The organism is Rubrimonas sp. (assembly GCF_036788415.1).
Lineage (GTDB): Bacteria > Pseudomonadota > Alphaproteobacteria > Rhodobacterales > Rhodobacteraceae > Rubrimonas.
Genome location: NZ_DAIQNN010000070.1, coordinates 1 through 15369 on the forward strand (window position 1 = coordinate 1; position 15369 = coordinate 15369).

At 69.3% G+C, this 15369-nt stretch carries 13 protein-coding genes; 11 read left to right on the forward strand and 2 right to left on the reverse strand.

Annotated elements, in window-relative coordinates; translation table 11 throughout:
- The first annotated feature begins 365 nt into the window (after positions 1–365).
- Positions 366–590, forward strand: coding sequence for a hypothetical protein (locus tag V7Q31_RS13830; RefSeq protein WP_333834448.1), 225 nt, complete (start codon positions 366–368; stop codon positions 588–590).
- Positions 591–775: 185 nt separating this feature from the next.
- On the opposite strand, the gene V7Q31_RS13835 is transcribed toward V7Q31_RS13830, so the two are convergent.
- Complete coding sequence (locus V7Q31_RS13835; protein WP_333834449.1) at positions 776–1810, reverse strand: polysaccharide biosynthesis/export family protein; 1035 nt, start codon at positions 1808–1810, stop codon at positions 776–778.
- A 323-nt stretch (positions 1811–2133) separates the two neighbouring features.
- Here V7Q31_RS13835 and V7Q31_RS13840 point away from each other — a divergent pair, with 323 nt between their 5' ends.
- Positions 2134–3687: a capsular polysaccharide export protein, LipB/KpsS family gene (locus V7Q31_RS13840; protein ID WP_333834450.1), complete on the forward strand. Its 1554-nt coding sequence runs from the start codon at positions 2134–2136 to the stop codon at positions 3685–3687.
- Positions 3688–3708: 21 nt separating this feature from the next.
- Here the strand turns inward: V7Q31_RS13840 and V7Q31_RS13845 are convergent, their stop codons facing one another.
- Positions 3709–5028 carry a capsule biosynthesis protein gene (locus V7Q31_RS13845; protein WP_333834451.1) on the reverse strand — a complete coding sequence of 440 codons (1320 nt, stop codon included), beginning with the start codon at positions 5026–5028 and terminating at the stop codon, positions 3709–3711.
- A gap of 242 nt (positions 5029–5270) precedes the next feature.
- On the opposite strand from V7Q31_RS13845, the gene V7Q31_RS13850 reads away from it, so the two are divergent.
- The 9 genes from V7Q31_RS13850 to V7Q31_RS13890 all read left to right on the forward strand — a co-directional run bounded on the left by V7Q31_RS13850 (position 5271) and on the right by V7Q31_RS13890 (position 15015).
- Positions 5271–6116 carry an ABC transporter permease gene (locus V7Q31_RS13850; protein WP_333834452.1) on the forward strand — a complete coding sequence of 282 codons (846 nt, stop codon included), beginning with the start codon at positions 5271–5273 and terminating at the stop codon, positions 6114–6116.
- The gene (locus tag V7Q31_RS13855; RefSeq protein ID WP_333834453.1) at positions 6113–6769 is read left to right on the forward strand and encodes an ABC transporter ATP-binding protein; all 657 of its coding nucleotides are present in this window, start codon (positions 6113–6115) and stop codon (positions 6767–6769) included. Before V7Q31_RS13850 ends, V7Q31_RS13855 begins: the two co-directional genes overlap by 4 nt.
- Before the next feature lie 373 nt (positions 6770–7142).
- Complete coding sequence (locus tag V7Q31_RS13860) at positions 7143–8411, forward strand: DUF6716 putative glycosyltransferase (RefSeq protein ID WP_333834454.1); 1269 nt, start codon at positions 7143–7145, stop codon at positions 8409–8411.
- Positions 8371–10632 (forward strand): N-acetylneuraminate synthase family protein, encoded by a 2262-nt coding sequence (locus tag V7Q31_RS13865; protein WP_333834455.1) that lies wholly within the window; start codon positions 8371–8373, stop codon positions 10630–10632. The genes V7Q31_RS13860 and V7Q31_RS13865 overlap by 41 nt, the downstream gene beginning before the upstream one ends.
- Complete coding sequence (locus tag V7Q31_RS13870) at positions 10619–11341, forward strand: acylneuraminate cytidylyltransferase family protein (RefSeq protein ID WP_333834456.1); 723 nt, start codon at positions 10619–10621, stop codon at positions 11339–11341. The genes V7Q31_RS13865 and V7Q31_RS13870 overlap by 14 nt, the downstream gene beginning before the upstream one ends.
- Before the next feature lie 13 nt (positions 11342–11354).
- The gene (locus V7Q31_RS13875) at positions 11355–12290 is read left to right on the forward strand and encodes a class I SAM-dependent methyltransferase (protein ID WP_333834457.1); all 936 of its coding nucleotides are present in this window, start codon (positions 11355–11357) and stop codon (positions 12288–12290) included.
- A gap of 63 nt (positions 12291–12353) precedes the next feature.
- Complete coding sequence (locus V7Q31_RS13880) at positions 12354–13061, forward strand: hypothetical protein (RefSeq protein ID WP_333834458.1); 708 nt, start codon at positions 12354–12356, stop codon at positions 13059–13061.
- 11 nt (positions 13062–13072) lie between these two features.
- Positions 13073–14185, forward strand: a complete 1113-nt coding sequence (locus tag V7Q31_RS13885) for a DUF6716 putative glycosyltransferase (protein WP_333834459.1) — start codon at positions 13073–13075, stop codon at positions 14183–14185.
- A 59-nt stretch (positions 14186–14244) separates the two neighbouring features.
- Entirely contained in the window at positions 14245–15015 is a 771-nt protein-coding gene (locus tag V7Q31_RS13890; protein WP_333834460.1) for a hypothetical protein, read from the forward strand.
- Positions 15016–15369: the final 354 nt, after the last annotated feature.

The following is a 15369-nucleotide window of genomic DNA, read 5'->3' on the forward strand; positions in this document are numbered from 1 at the left end:
GCCGCGCGTCGGCCATCCTCTCCGCGGTCTGAATGCGCCACAGGTGCAGCCCGCGTCGGTTTAACGCCGCGCTGCCGAGGATCGTGTTGGCCTGAAACGATTTGGCCCCACTCAAGATTGCGACGGCATGGAGGGGCGCGAGCAGCGCGCGCATGGGCGATCCCCTTGGCTCAAGATATGACAAGGGCTGGCGAGCCCAATCCTATGCGCCAGAGTACTTTTTGCCTGCGGACTCCGGAATCCACGGCTCGGATGGCATACCAAATGCGAACTTACGCCACCTTAGCGAGTCTGTCACCGATGAACGCTCATAGCAGCTGTCGTGCGGGGCGAGGACGTCGTCATCGCGTGGAATCCATGCCTTCTTGAGACGCTGCCTTGTCGAGAAGGTGGTCCTCGACCGGGGGACGCGCGACATCGCGCTGGCGCGGATCGTCTGGCGGGGCGGCGCAGTAACCGATCTCGACGTGAAGATGCGCGTGAACGCGGTCGCGAACCTAACCCGGGGCGATGAGATGCGGAATCGGCTGCTCAAGCTCGCGCAGGCCGGGACGCCCGACGACGAGATTGCTCGTATCCTAACCAGCTAGGGGCACCGTTCCCCTAACGGCCCCGACAAGGTTCTACCGATCACCATCCAGCGGGTCGCGTTGCGCCCACGCCAGCGTCGCAGTTCACACCCGAGCATGGCTCCACGTCCTTTGACTGGCAGGACGGAGAATGAAACCGTACGAGCGCACTCGCTTTCGGTGCAGCCGAGGCATGGCCTGTAGTCTCACGGCGCGATCACTGCGCTCTGCTGCACCGGGGCCAGCACCGCGGTGAATAGCGAGACGATCTTGCGCAGTTCGGTCAGCGGCGCGTTGGTAACGTAGATCGCGTCGCCGTCGCGCATCTGGAACGCCTGCGCCACGAACAGCGCTTCGGGTTGGTTCATGAACAGCCGGTAGATCACGGGCCGCCCAGGGCCTGGCGGCAGCCCCTCGGGCGCCGCGCCGGGCAGGATCGCGTCGGCCAGCGCCGTATCTTCCCGGCGCAGCACAAAGACGCCGGTGGCGTCGGCGTTGAAGTCCTGCAGCCCGCGCGCGGCCCCCAGCGCCCGGAGCAGGCTGAGGTTGCGGGTCGGGAACGTCAGTTCGGTCTGCAGGCCCGTCGCGCCAAGCACGACGAAGCGTTCGCGAATCGCCTTGAGTACGATGATGTCGTCGGGCGCCAGCGCGATGTCGAGCGTGGGGTCAGCGTAGAGGTCCTCAAGCATTGCCGAGCCGATCTCGCCGCCGCGCCGCAACAGCACCTCGGTCTGCTCGGGCGGCAGCGTCGAGCCCCCGGCCAGCGCCAGCATCGGCGTCAGGCGGGTGGCGACCGGCTCGATCGGATACACCCCCGGCCGCGGCGTCACCCCTTGCACGGTGACCAGCCGGCTGCGCGCCTCGCGCAGCCGCACGTCGACCTGCGGCGACAGCGTCAGGGGCTCCAGCGCCGCCGTGATGCGCGCGCGCAGCACGGCGGGCGTGGCGCCAGCGGCCTGCACCGGGCCGACGAAGGGCACGTAGACCCGCCCGCCCTCGTCGAGTGTGACGCCCTCCAGCATCGCTGGTCCGCCGCCGCCGTTGAACAGGGCCGAGTCCTGACTCTCCCAGATCGCGACGTCGATCACGTCGCCGCGGCCGAGGTGCACCGGGTCGATGGGCGGCGCGGCGCGCATCGCCGGGGTGAAGCGCGGCGGCTGCGGCCGCGCGGCGCGGGTGGCGACTTCGGCGGTGAGCGGGGCGACCAAGGCCTCCAGTCCCTCGGTGTCGGCGACCGTCATCTCGGCGGTCGACGGGCCGCTGCGCGGTAGCGCAGAGCAGGCAGGGAGAGTTGTTGCTGCGAGCAGAACGAACGCTGCGCGCAGCAACCGCGTCGCACCCGCGGCGCGTCGAGGATTTTCTGACACGTGCTCGACCCTCGTCTTTGTCTCGCTGGCTTTTGTCTCGTTGGCCGCAACGTCGCGCCGTGGCACTTTGTTGTGCCGCCTCCGGCGGATCCGCGCAAGTACGACCACGTCGCGCCCTCGCGGCCTTGCCACGCGTCGCCGCCGCCGCCAATCATCCGGACCGGCCCCGCGTAGGGCCAGCGAAAGGAGCCGCGCCGATGAGCTTGCCGCAGCGGTTTGACGCCCCGGCGGAGGGTGCCCCCGTCCTGCCCCCCGCCCTGCGCGGCTGGCCGTCGGTCCTGCGCGCCGGCGGTCAGGCGTCGCGGGTCGGGCCGGCGGAAGTCTCCGCCGCGCTGACGCGCATCTGCGCCGAGGCGCTGTTCTGGCCGGCGACGCGCGCGCGGGCGGCGAGGCCGCGTGCGCTGGCGCTCGGGCCGTCGTGGCGCGTCGTGGCGTTGGCCGGCTTTCCCGAGGCTGACGTGGCTGTGGATGAGGACCTCGCCGGCGTGGCGCTCGACCGGCTCGAGACGGTGTTCGGCCCCCCGGACGCGCCCGCAATGCTTTGGGCGGAGTTGGGGGGGCTCGCAGGGTGCGATACCGCTTGCGGCGGATCCGGCGGCGCGCGGGGCGGCCCGGAGCCGGGCGACATCGTGGCCAGCGCGCGCGGCGTGTCGCCCTGGAACGGGGCGGCGCTTACGCTCAGCGATGCGGTGGAGGCGCAGGCGGCGCTGCGCAGGGCGGCGGCGGTGGCGAAGGGGCCGGTCACGCTGGTCGGCATGTCGCGCTGGAAGCGGCGTTGCCTGAGGCCGTTCCTGACCGGCCCCGATGGGCCGCCGCGCGCCGGGCGAATCGAGGACGCGCCGGGCCCCGCCGTGGTCTGGGGCGGCGCGCCGGCGCCGGCGCGCACCCCCGCCGGCGCGCCGGTGCTGCGGGTGGAGGACGGCTTCCTGCGCTCGGTGGGCCTCGGTCTGCGCCATGTTCCGCCGCTGTCGCTAACCATCGACGCCGGCGCGCCCTACTTCGATGCGACCGGCCCAAACGCTTTCGAAGCCGTCGTCGGCGCCGCCGATTTTGCGCCCGCCCTGCTGGCCCGGGCGGCGCGGCTTCGGGCGGCGGTGGCGTCGGCGGGGGTGACCAAGTACAACCTGACAGGGGACGAGCCTCTGCCCGACCCCGGCGGCCGGCTGGCGGTACTGGTCCCGGGACAAGTCGCCGGCGACGCCTCGATCCGGCTGGGCGCGCGCGCTGTGCGCGACGACGCAGGCCTGCTGCGCGCAGCGCGGTCGCGCTTTCCTGATGGCTTCCTTCTCTACAAGCCGCACCCCGACACGCTGGCTGGCCTGCGCCGCGGCGCAGCGGAGACGGCGGACGCGCTGGCGCCGGCTGACGCCGTGGTGCGCCGCGCCAACCCCGCCGCCTGCCTTGCCTGGGCCGACCGCGTGGCGACGATCACGTCGCTTATGGGGTTCGAGGCGCTGCTGCGCGGCAAGGTCGTGACCACCTTCGGCCGACCCTTCTACGCAGGCTGGGGCCTGACCGACGACGCCGATCCGCCGCCGCGCCTGCGCCAGCTCGATCTCGACGAACTCGTCGCCGCGGCGCTGATCCTCTACCCTCGCTACATCGATCCCGACGCCGGACTGCCGGCGACGCCGGAGGCAGCGCTGGCCGCGCTCCTGCGCCGCCGCGCGGCGGCGGACCGGCCGGCGGCGCGCCTGGCGCGGCTCTGGCGCGACGGATTGTCCTGGACTCTGAACCGCCTAGTGCCATAGCGCCCGCGTTGGGCGCTCTGGTCAGCGCCGGTCGCGGATGTTGTAGGCGATCAGCAGCAGCACCGCCCAGGCCACGCTGAGCAGCAGGAATGCGGCCGCAGCGATCAGCGCGCGCTGGGGATACTCGGCCGCTACCGACAGCGTTGGGCGAATGTGCGGCGCGAGGAACCGCGACTGGCGCCGGGCCTCGACCTGGGCCTGCTCGAAGGCCGCCAGCGCCGAGGTGTAGGCGTTCTGCGCGAACTCGAGCTCAAGGATCAGCTCCTCGTAATCGCCCATCAGGGCGGAGAACAGCCGCCCGCCGTCGCCGGCCACGCCCGGCGCCAGTCCGGTCCCTTCGCCGGCGCCGAGGCGCTGGCGCTCGGTGGCGATGCGCCGCTCTAGGCTGTCGATGCGCTGGCGAAGAGCCGCCGCTCGAGGCCCGCGCGGCCCGACCAGCGCGAGGTAGCTGTCGAGTTCGACCTGCGCGTTGGCCAGTTGCTGGCGCAGCCCGGCCATCAACCCCAGTGCGGCCTCGGCGTTTACGGTGGGATCGAGCTCCTGTTCGGCGTCGCGAAACGCGCGGATCGACCGCCGCGCGGCGCGCAAGCGGTCCTCAGCGTCGCCGAGCACCTCGCGCGCGACCGCGACCGCGTCCTCGCGCGCTTGCGCCGACATGCCATTGACGATGCGCGTACTCTCGTCCAGTACGAACTGTGCGATAAATCGGGCGCTCTCGGAATCGAAGGCGCGGGCTTCGAAATGAACGATGCCCGACGCACCGTCGAAGGACACGCTGGTCATGCGGTTCCAGTAGTCGCGCACATCCTCGATCGGCCGCCCTTCGCCCAGACGGAAGACCACGTCGCGATCGGGTAGGTTGTAGAGCCGCTCCAGCGGCAGCGCGGCGGCGGCAGCCTCGACCATCTGCTGACTGCGCACGAATTCGTAGACGATCTCGGCGTCAGTCCCGCCGACGGTGACGGTCTGCGACAGCGCGCCGAGAAAGGAGACCGGACCAACGGACTCTGCGCCGCGGATCGAGAACGAGGTCCGCGAAGCGTACTGGTCGGCGGCGACCCCGTAGAGGTAGGCGGCGATCGCGGAGGCGGGAAGCGCGACGGCGACGACATAGCTCCACAGGGCGAGCCGGTGGCGCGCCTTGGGCCGGGCTGGCGGCGCGGTGCGGGATTCGGCACCGGGCGGGAGGTTGACCACCTCGCCGCGGACCGGCGCGGCCTTGGGCTTCGTTACCGCCGCAGGCTTTGAAACGATCGCGGCAGGCTTTGCAACGACCGCCGCCGTGGCGGGCCTCTCTGCGGCGGGCGCGGCCTCGACGGCACTTTCTTTGGCCTGACTCATCGTTCCGCCTACATACTCGCTCCGCGCCGCGCGCCGTCAAGGAAGGCAGCGGCCTACTCGATCGTACACGGCTCACGCCTACCATGTCGGAGATACCTTGCAAAATACAAGCTTGCGGCAGCAGCCAGCGCCGGCGACGATTGCCCGCGCCGCAGCGGCGAGGCTATACGGCTCAAAGTTGCACAAGGCGACGCGCGGCGAAGTTCTCCGCGCGCTCCAAGCCCGTAACGGAACGACGCCACATGACCGCCGCCGACCGGGGAGCCCGGAGACCCCCTGCGCCGCCGTCGCGTCCGCAATGCCAGCCGCGGGCGTACGGGTGGCTCGAGCTGCAACTGCGCGTGGTCTTCGCATTGATCCTGCGCGAGATGACCACCCGCTTCGGCCGTTCGGCGGGCGGTTACCTGTGGGCGGTGCTCGAGCCCGCCGGCACGGTGGCGCTGCTCGCGTTAGTCTTCTCTCAGATCGCACGCCATCCGCCGCTGGGCGTCGACTTCGCGCTGTTCTTCGCCACGGGCTACGTCGCCTTCCACTGCTACATGGACATCTCGCGAAACGTCAGCAACGCCGTGCGAACCAACCGCGCGCTGCTCACCTTTCCAAGCGTTACCATGCTGGACGCGATTATAGCGCGTTTCTTGCTGCAGTTGCTCACCACGATTTTCGTCGGCGCGCTGATCCTGACCGTTCTCGTGGTAACGAGCCGGCAGCCTGTCGCGCTCGACCTCGGCGCCGTGCTGCTCGCGATGGGGCTGGCGGCGCTGCTCGGTCTCGGCGTCGGCGCGCTCAACTGCGTCCTGTTCGCCTTCTCCCCGACCTGGGAACGCGTCTTCAACGTAGTCAACCGGCCGCTGTTCTTGATCTCGGGGGTGTTCTTCATCTACGAGGCGCTGCCGCGGGCGGCGCAGGACGTCATCTGGTGGAACCCGCTGATGCATGTGACCGCCATTATGCGCACCGGCTTCTACCCGTTCTATGAGCCCAGCTACCCCTCGGTTGTCTATGTCGGCTTCTTCGCGCTTGCGCCGCTCGCGGTGGGGATGCTGCTGCTGCGGCTGGCGCGGGCGCGCATGCTGGAGGATCAATGATCGCGCTGCGTAACGTCAGCAAGTCCTACCGCGCCGGCAGCGAGACACGGGTGCTGATGCGCGACGTGTCGCTGACGTTGCCTCGCGGTCGTAGCGTGGGGCTGCTCGGGCGCAACGGGGCCGGCAAGTCCACGCTGCTGCGGATGATCGGCGGCTCCATCATGCCTGACCGAGGCGAGATCGTCCGCACGGTCAGGGTCTCCTGGCCGCTGGGCTTCGGAGGCGGCTTCCACGGCCTGCTGACCGGAGCCCAGAACGCGCGCTTCGTGGCGCGGATCTACGGGGTGGACACCGACGCGATGATCGAGAGCGTGGCCGACTTCGCCGAGCTCGGGCCGTTTCTGCACATGCCCGTCTCCACCTATTCCTCGGGCATGCGGGCGCGGCTGGCCTTTGGCGTGTCGATGGCCATCGATTTCGACGTCTATCTTGTGGACGAGATCACCGCCGTCGGAGACGAAGCCTTCCGTCGCAAGTGTCGCGCCGCCTTCCGCGCCAAGTCGGCCACAGCTGACATCGTGATGGTCTCCCATGCGCCGGCGACGATCCGCGAATACTGCGACTGCGGCGTGGTGATGGAGGAGGGGAGGCTTCTATATTTTGAAGATGTGGGAGAGGCGCTCGCCCTCCACCACGCCAACATGGGCACCTGAAAGAGCGTCGACGCGACTGATGTCGACGGCCCACCGGACCGGGGCTAACGTTCATGCGGTTTGATCTTCGGCTCGGCGGCTGCGGCGCGCGACGAAAGCGAACGGGTCTCTCCCCAGCGCGAAAGGCGTATGCTCTGAACGAAGGTCACGAGGGCGCGCTGGCGGCCAAAAACTGCCGTCACCCTGGTATCGTGCGGGCGCTCATCACGACTTGCGGCGGAAAGTGGCCGGGTCGCACACGCGCCGGTCGCGCCGAAGGACGGGCGGCCGGGCCGGCGCGACGTACACGAGGGAGGCGACCGCCGCGTTCGACGAGACTATGCGCGGCTCCCGTTCGGTCGCCCCTTGAGGCGTGCGTCGTGAGGGCCGCGCCATGAACTCGACCCGGCGGGCGCTGATAATCTTCCACGACGACAGTTCGTTGGCCGTCGCACGCGGCTTCGCGGACCTGATCGCGGCGCAGGGCTGGCACCCGGAGTTCCTGCTCTACTGCAACCCGCTGATGGGACCGCCGGACCTGTCGCCGCGCCAACTCGCCCATGGGCTTGGCCCGTATCCGCTGGCGCATCGCCGGACCGGTCTAGAGGCGGCCGACCCGACCTTCCTGGCCGGCTTCGCGCTGGTGGCCTCAGCTAAGTATCCGGTGCTGTTCCGCAGGCTGTGGCGATGGCGGGCCTGGTGCTTCGACGGACCTCGGCCGTGTTTCCTAGGATTGTTCCCGGGCCTGGAGCTGAAACGCGCGTCCGGCTGGCGCATCCGACGCTACGCGGACGTGCTGTGCTGCGTGAGCCGCTCCGACGTCGCCGCCTACCGCGCCTTCGCGCCGCCGGGACGGCCCGCGCATCAGCGCGTGCTGCGGTTGCACCCCGCGCTGATGCGACGCGCGCCGGCGGCCGCTCGGCCGTGGACCGACCCGCCCCAGGTGGCGACGTTCTTCACCCAGAGTGTCGTGCCGGAGACACTAGCCGGCCGCCGCGCCGTTCTGGCGACGCTGGTCGAAGCCGCCCGCGCCAACCCGGAGACATGCGTCACGCTGAAGCTGCGCCACCGCCGCGACGAGAACCGCCGCCACACTCACGTCGAGCGCTGGTCGTACGAGACTCTTCTTGCCGAGGTCGCCGCGCCGCCACCGAACTTCCGCGTCTCCGACGCGCCGATGGCGGACGCGCTGGCGGAGACGGACTTGGCGATCACCTGCTCCTCCACCGCGGGCGCCGAGGCGGCCGCGGCCGGAACGCCGACGCTGTTTCTGCTGGACTACCCGGACGCCGAGCGCGAGCCGACGGCGGCGTCGATGCGGGCCCTTCTGGCCGGCAGCGGCCTGACGGCCGACCGCGCTGCGGTCGTCGCGCTCGACCGGCGACGCCCGGCCGCGGCCTGGGCCGAGGACGTGTTCTCCACCCCGGCGGACCTGCAGGCGGCACTGGCGGCGGTGGACGCCTTCCACGCCGCGCCGGTCACCGCGACGCGTCGCGCCGCGCGCTTCGGCGCCCGCGTGGCGCGCGCGGCCATAGCGCTTGACGTTGCGTTTGGTCGGCGACTACGAGGAACCGTCCTCAGCCTGAGGGCTGCCGCCCCGCCGCAGGGCGGACAACGCGAGAATGCTGAGGACTTCCGTGCAGGTAACCCGAAACTTTTCTAAGTATGCGGTTTTCTCGGAAGACAGCATTCTCGTCGCGCTCAACAAGCTCAGCGCGAATGGCGTCGGGATCGTGGTCGCGGTGACCGAAGGCGGCTACGTGGAAGGCCTGCTCAGCCAGGGGGACGTCCGCCGCTGGCTGATCGAAACCGAGCGCGCCGATCTCGGACGCCCCGTGGTCGAGATCGTCAACCGCACGTTCTATTCCGCCCATATCGACGCTAGCCCGGCCGAGATTCGCTGCAAATTCAGCGAGACGGTGTCGGTCGTGCCGCTGCTGGACGATAACGGCCGCCTGACCGCCGTGGCGACTGCCGCGACGGGCCTGCTCGAGATCGCGGGACGCGAGATCGGCGACGATCGACCGGCGTTCCTGATCGCCGAGATCGGCAACAACCATCAGGGCGACCTCAATCACGCGCGACGTCTGATCGACTCTGCGGCAGCCGCCGGCGCGGACTGCGCCAAGTTCCAGATGCGCGACCTTGGCGCGCTCTACGCCGGACGCTGCGACGGAGACGTGTCGGCCGATCTCGGCGCCCAGTACACGCTGGATCTGCTCGATCGCTTCCAGTTGTCCGACGACGACCTGATGCGCGCCTTCGACCACTGCGTGGCGCGCGGGCTGACGCCGATGTGCACGCCGTGGGACGCGACGAGCCTCGCCAAGCTGGAGGCCTACGGGCTCCCGGCCTTCAAGATCGCTTCGGCCGACTTCACTAACCACGACCTGCTGGAGGCGGTCGCGGCCTGCGGCAGGCCGATGATTTGCTCAACCGGCATGGCCAGCGAAGACGAAATCGTCGAGGGCGTGCGCAAGCTGAAGGGGCTGGGCTGTCCGTTCGCGCTGCTGCACTGCAACTCGACCTATCCCGCCCCCTTCAAGGACGTGCGGCTGCGCTACATGCGCCATCTGCGCATCCTTTCGGGCGGCGTGGTCGGCTACTCGGGCCACGAGCGCGACGTCAACGTCGCGATCGCGGCGGTGTCGCTGGGCGCGCGGATCATCGAGAAGCACTTCACATTCGACCGTGGGCAGGAGGGCAACGACCACAAGGTCAGCCTGCTGCCCGAAGAGTTCGCCCGTATGGTCGAGGGCGTGCGCCAGGTCGAGGAGGCGCTCGGCGACGCCGCGCCGCGGGTGATCTCGCAGGGCGAGATGATGAACCGCGAGACGCTTGCCAAGAGTCTGGCCGCGGCCGTCGACATCCCCGCCGGCGAGCCGATCGAGGCGTCCATGCTGACTATCCACAGCCCTGGGCAGGGCCTGCAGCCTAACCGCAAGGCGGCGTTGCTGGGCCGACGCCTGGCGGCCCCCAAGAAGGCCGGCGATTTCTTCTTTGAGAGCGATCTCACCGAACGGCGCGCAACGGCGCGGCCCTATCGCTTCTCGCTTCCTTGGGGCGTGCCGGTGCGCTACCACGACTTCGCGCGGCTCGTGGCAATGTCGAACCCCGACCTCGTGGAGATCCATCTCTCCTACAAGGACCTCGACGTCGATTTCCGGAAGTTCATTCCCGGCCCGACCGGCCTCGGGCTGGTAGTGCACGCGCCGGAGCTGTTCGCCGGCGACCACACGCTCGACCTCTGCGCAGCCGACGCAAGCTACCGCACGCGATCGATCGCCGAGCTGCAGCGGGTGATCGACATCACCCGCGCGCTGACCGCGGTATTCGCCACACCGCGGCCCTGCATCGTCACCAACGTCGGAGGTTTCAGCAACCACCGCCATACCGATGCGGCGGAGCGGCGCGCGGCGCTGGCTACGTTGCGCGACAGCCTCGCCGCGCTCGAAGCGCAGGGTGTGGAGATCATTCCGCAGACCATGCCGCCGTTTCCTTGGCACTTCGGCGGCCAGCAGTTCCACAACCTGTTCGTGGAGCCGGACGAAATCGCCGGCTTCTGCGCTGAGACTGGCATGCGGATCTGTCTCGACACCTCGCACTCCCGGCTCGCCTGCGCCCATCTGGGGCTGTCTTTCGATGAGTTCCTGTGCGCGGTGGCGCCGCATGCGGCGCATATGCATCTGGCCGACGCGCGCGGCGTGGACGGGGAGGGCGTGCAGATCGGCGAGGGCGACATCGACTGGCCGGGCTTCTGGCGCGTGATGCGCGAGACCGACGTGAAGGCAAGCTTCATCCCCGAAATCTGGCAGGGCCACAAGAACGACGGCGAGGGCGCATGGCTCGCGCTAGAGAGGCTCGAGGCTCATGCTGCGGCCTGACGTGAGCGGTCGCGTGATCGCAATCATCCCCGCGCGCGGAGGCTCCAAGGGTCTGCCCGGCAAGAACCTGGCGGAGATCGGACGCTTGCCACTAATCGGTCGCGCGGTCCGCGCCGCTGCGGCCGCCGCCAGGGTCGAGGCCGTCTACGTCTCCACCGACGACGCCGCCATCGCGGCGGCCGCGCGCGTGCACGGCGCCGTCGTGATCGAACGTCCTGCCGCGATCAGCGGCGACGCTGCGTCCTCGGAGGCGGCGCTGTTGCACGCGCTCGACGCCGCCGAGGCGGCGGACGGCCAGGTCCTCGCGCTGGCTTTCCTCCAATGCACTTCGCCGTTCACCGAGGGCGCGCATGTCGACGCGGTGCTGGCGCCGGTGCTGGCCGGCGAGGCCGAGTCCGCCTTCTCCGCTGCGCCCAGCCATGGCTTCCTGTGGACGATCGGCGCGGATGGGCTGGCTGAGGGCGTGAACCACGACCATGCCTTGCCGCGCCAACGCCGCCAGGATCGGACGCCCGAGTATCTCGAGACCGGGGCCGTCTACGCCATGCGCACCGACACGTTCCGCGCCACGGGCGGCCGGTTCTGCGGCCGCACGCGGCTGGTCCCCCTCGACGCCCCGCTGCTGGAGATCGACGACGCCGCCGACCTTGCCCTGGCGCGGGCCCTGTGGGCGGCGCGCGAGGTGGAGGCGGCCGATGCGCCGGCCTGAAGGAGACGCGCCCATGACCCGACCCGCCTCGGATGCCGCGCCAAAGCCGGGGCCGACGCCCGCCCCGCCGACCAAGACCGAGCCGGACGGCTTCACGCGGCTGGTCACGGCGACGGACTGCCTGGTCTGCGGCGCGGCGGCAGCGCGCTGGCGCAGCGACTATCCCTCGCTGGTGGAGCCCTTCGCCTCGAGCGTCGTGCGATGGTGCGAGGCCTGCGGCAGCGGCGCCGTCGAGGGGGCGCGCGCGCTCCTGTCGGGCTACTATGAGCGCGACTACGCCGCCAGCAACCGCGGCGACCGCCACGCCCCGCCTGCGACTTACTTCTCCGCTGAGTACCGGCTGAGATCGCCCAAGATCAGTCGCTACTTCAATCGCGCTCAGGCCCATGTCGATCTGCTGCACGACTTCAACGTCCCGATGGAGGACGTGCTGGACTTCGGCAGCGGCCCCGGATACTTGCTGCATGTGGCGCAGGCCCGACGGAAGTTCGCCTACGAGCCCGACGAAGAAAGCGCCAAATATCTACGGCACATTGGCGCCCGGCGCTTCGCGACGCTTGAGGAGATGCGCGGCGTGACCTTCGACGCCATCGTGTCGTCGCACTCGCTCGAACATCTGGCGGCGGAGGACCTGCGGCCGACGCTGACCATCCTGCTCGGGGCGCTGAAGCCGCAGGGAAAGCTGCTGATCGAGGTGCCGAACGGCGGCCATGCGTATCTGCACCTCGAGGCGCGCAACGATCCGCACACGCTGTTCTTCACGCCGGCCGGGATCGTCGCGGCCGTGGAGGGCGTCGGCGGGCGCGTGCTCTACCGCAAGGCGCGCGGCAAATCCGTGTCGCCGCTGCGCCATGACCCGTTCTATGCTCCGTCCGGCGGTCGATTCGCCGAGGAGGCTCGCGGCGCCTTGGCCCTGGTGTGCGAGCGCGGCGACGCCAAGGGCGCATAAGGACCGGCGGCACGCGAGTGAAACCGCTTCGGCGATCGCGCCCGACAGGAGACGGACAAGCCGATGAAGATGCTCGCCCAGTTGCGCAGGACCGCACGCTTCGCCGGCCACGGCTTCAACGCGGCGATGCGCTGGATCACCAACCGTCTGACCGGCGGCTATTTGGCCCGTCTCGACAGCCGCAGCGAGGCGGCGCTGAAAGCCGCCAACCGCGCGGCGCGGACGGCCGAGGCGCTGCACGACCGGCTCCAGGACCAGGCGTTGGCGGCGTTGGTTCTGGAGCGCATGTCCATCTCCGCCGCCGCGTCTGCGGGACCGGACCAGACCGCGCTCCTGCGGCTGCTAGAGGAAAATCTGGCAGCCACCCGCCTGTTGCGCGACCGCCTGCAGGACGGCGGCCTGGCGGCGCTGGTGCTTGAGCGCATGTCCATCTCCGCCGCCGCGTCTGCGGGACCGGACCAGACCGCGCTCCTGCGGCTGCTAGAGGAAAATCTGGCAGCCACCCGCCTGTTGCGCGACCGCCTGCAGGACGGCGGCCTGGCGGCGCTGGTGCTTGAGCGCTTGTCCATCTCCACCGCCGCGTCTGCGGGACCGGACCAGACCGCGCTCCTGCGGCTGCTAGAGGACAATCTGGCAGCCACCCGCCTGCTGCGCGACCGCCTGCAGGACGGCGGCCTGGCGGCGCTGGTGCTTGAGCGTATCCAGCCGAAACCCGCTGCTGGGAATGGCCGCGGCGAGGCCGACGCGCGCACCATCCCACCCGCGCGATGACGGCGTTGTCGATGACTCTCTCCGAAACCATCATCGCGCCGGCGGCGCCCGCAAGCCCTGTGCCTCTCAAGGTCGCCTTGCCATTCCAGGACGACTCCAGCCTTTTCTTTGCGGCGAAGGTGGCGGCGGCGTTGAGCGAGCGCGGCCACATCGGGCTTACGACCCAGATCCTCGAGCGCGGCGCCAAAGCCAGCAAGGTGTCATCGCGACAGATCGCGGCGATGCTCGGGTCAGGCGGGCCGGATCTCGACCTGCCCGAGACTGACTTCATGAAGCCGGAGTTCTTGAGATCTTTTGACGCCGTCGTTACCTGCAAGGCGACAGCGCTGCAGCGCAGAACGATGGCCAACTCCGCCTTCCGCAACCGTGCCGAACGGCCGGTTTTCGTGGCGTTCCTGCCAGGTTTGGAGTTTACGCCAGAGAAGGGCATGGAGAACCGTCGGAGTTTCGACGTTGTATTCCTGAACACGCCCGGCGATCTCGCGGCGTTCCAAACTGCCCGAATCGGCGAAGGTCCTTTCCACGCGGACTGGGGCCACCCCTACTTCCTGACGCCGCGCACTTGGCGCGAGCCGAAGCCGGACGCGCCGATCTACTTCTTCACGCAGGCGATCGCGCCACAGACGCTCAATGGCCGGCTGCACATGCTCCAAGTTCTGGCGGCGATGGCGCTGATCCATCCGCGGCGCCGCATCGTCCTGAAGCTGCGCCATCTGCCCGACGAGAACGCCCAGCACGCGCATCGCGAGCGCTTCTCGTACCCATGGCTGCACAACCGCATGATGCGCAATCCGCCGCCAAACCTCGAATTCGCCGACGGCGCGATGGACGAAGTTCTCGCCGAAGCGGGCGTGGCGATCACCTGCACCTCGACCGCCGCGATGGACGCGGTCAGCGCCGGCGTGCCAACGATGCTGTATCTCGACTATGTCGAGAATTACGCCGACTATACGGTCGAACCGATGCGGACGATGTTCAAAGGCAGCGGCCTGATCAGGCCCCTGCCCGCCCTGCTGGACCTCGACGCCCTGCCGCCTGACCCGGACTGGCTGGCCCGCCATTTCCGGGGCGAGGAACTCTACGATTCCCTGATCGACGCCATCGTCCGCTGGCAGGGGCGCTAGAGAGCGACCCGTCCGACAGCGCATCCGGCCCCCATGAACCGTCGTCACGGAAGAGAAACATGAACGACACGATAGAGCCGCGCCGCCGCGTGATCGAAATTCTCGGCCTTGATCGCGAGCCCGAGAAGCCCGTCTACGGCCCCAACGACGCGGTGTCGCTAGAGAACGTCACGCCCTATCCGCCGGATCTCGACGACCTCGCGCGCCTCTACGATCTGGTGCGGCGGCGGCGCGTGACCACCATTCTGGAGTTCGGATCCGGCTACTCGACGGCGGTGATGGCGGCGGCGCTGGAGGAGAACCGACTCGACTTCGCCGACGCCCCCGCCTTCTTGGCGCTGCGCCGCAACAACCCGTTCGAGCTTCACAGCGTCGACGGCAGCGCGGCGTGGCTGGAGACCACCGCGACGCGCATCCCCGACTGGTGCCGCGACCGCGCGAGCATGCACCGGTCGGACGTCTCGATCGGCCTGTTCGCCGACCGGCTGGTCCACTACTACAACGACCTGCCCAACGTCTGTCCCGACTTCATCTATCTGGACGGGCCGATGCAGCACGACGTTGCGGGCGAGGTCGGCGGGTTGCACTTCCGCCACAACGACCGCACGGTCGTCGCGGCCGACATCGCGCGCATGGAGTGGCTGCTCCTGCCAGGGACTTACGTTCTGGTCGACGGGCGCACCAACAACGCGCGTTTCCTGCGCGCCAACCTGCAGCGCGATTGGAACTATAGTCACGAGCCCGAGGCTGACGTGCACAGCTTCGAGCTTGTCGAGCCGCCGCTCGGGGCGCTCAACCAGCGCCAGTTGGCGTTCTGCCTGGGCCCCTGAGATCTGGACAGGATGGGGTCACGCCATAGGGGGTTTCCGTACCATTTTCCCCGAAAGTGCCGCTACTTCGCTCGTGGGAAATCAGTAGCTTAGCGGGGATTTGCGCTGCAACCCCATGATTTTACTCGGGTGGCAGCTTTTCTCGCGCGGGCCGATGGAAACGGCTTAGTCTGTGCTCCGGGACGGAGTGACGCTCTTCGAATCGCGACGCATCGAGCGATTTACGGTCGCCGGCTACGGTCGCTGTTCGAAGAGCGCCATGCGCTTCGACATCAAGCGCGCCGCAGGCCATATCGGAAGGGGCTGGTGCAACCAAAAGCTGCCGGATAAACAAATTCAATATGTTACGCGCAT

Coding starts and splice junctions, on each gene's coding strand:
- V7Q31_RS13835 (WP_333834449.1), bottom strand. CDS start 1,810: ATGACGGTCGCCGACACCGAGGGACTGGAGGCCTTGGTCGCCCCGCTC.
- V7Q31_RS13840 (WP_333834450.1), top strand. CDS start 2,134: ATGAGCTTGCCGCAGCGGTTTGACGCCCCGGCGGAGGGTGCCCCCGTC.
- V7Q31_RS13845 (WP_333834451.1), bottom strand. CDS start 5,028: ATGAGTCAGGCCAAAGAAAGTGCCGTCGAGGCCGCGCCCGCCGCAGAG.
- V7Q31_RS13850 (WP_333834452.1), top strand. CDS start 5,271: ATGACCGCCGCCGACCGGGGAGCCCGGAGACCCCCTGCGCCGCCGTCG.
- V7Q31_RS13855 (WP_333834453.1), top strand. CDS start 6,113: ATGATCGCGCTGCGTAACGTCAGCAAGTCCTACCGCGCCGGCAGCGAG.
- V7Q31_RS13860 (WP_333834454.1), top strand. CDS start 7,143: ATGAACTCGACCCGGCGGGCGCTGATAATCTTCCACGACGACAGTTCG.
- V7Q31_RS13865 (WP_333834455.1), top strand. CDS start 8,371: ATGCTGAGGACTTCCGTGCAGGTAACCCGAAACTTTTCTAAGTATGCG.
- V7Q31_RS13870 (WP_333834456.1), top strand. CDS start 10,619: ATGCTGCGGCCTGACGTGAGCGGTCGCGTGATCGCAATCATCCCCGCG.
- V7Q31_RS13875 (WP_333834457.1), top strand. CDS start 11,355: ATGACCCGACCCGCCTCGGATGCCGCGCCAAAGCCGGGGCCGACGCCC.
- V7Q31_RS13880 (WP_333834458.1), top strand. CDS start 12,354: ATGAAGATGCTCGCCCAGTTGCGCAGGACCGCACGCTTCGCCGGCCAC.
- V7Q31_RS13885 (WP_333834459.1), top strand. CDS start 13,073: ATGACTCTCTCCGAAACCATCATCGCGCCGGCGGCGCCCGCAAGCCCT.
- V7Q31_RS13890 (WP_333834460.1), top strand. CDS start 14,245: ATGAACGACACGATAGAGCCGCGCCGCCGCGTGATCGAAATTCTCGGC.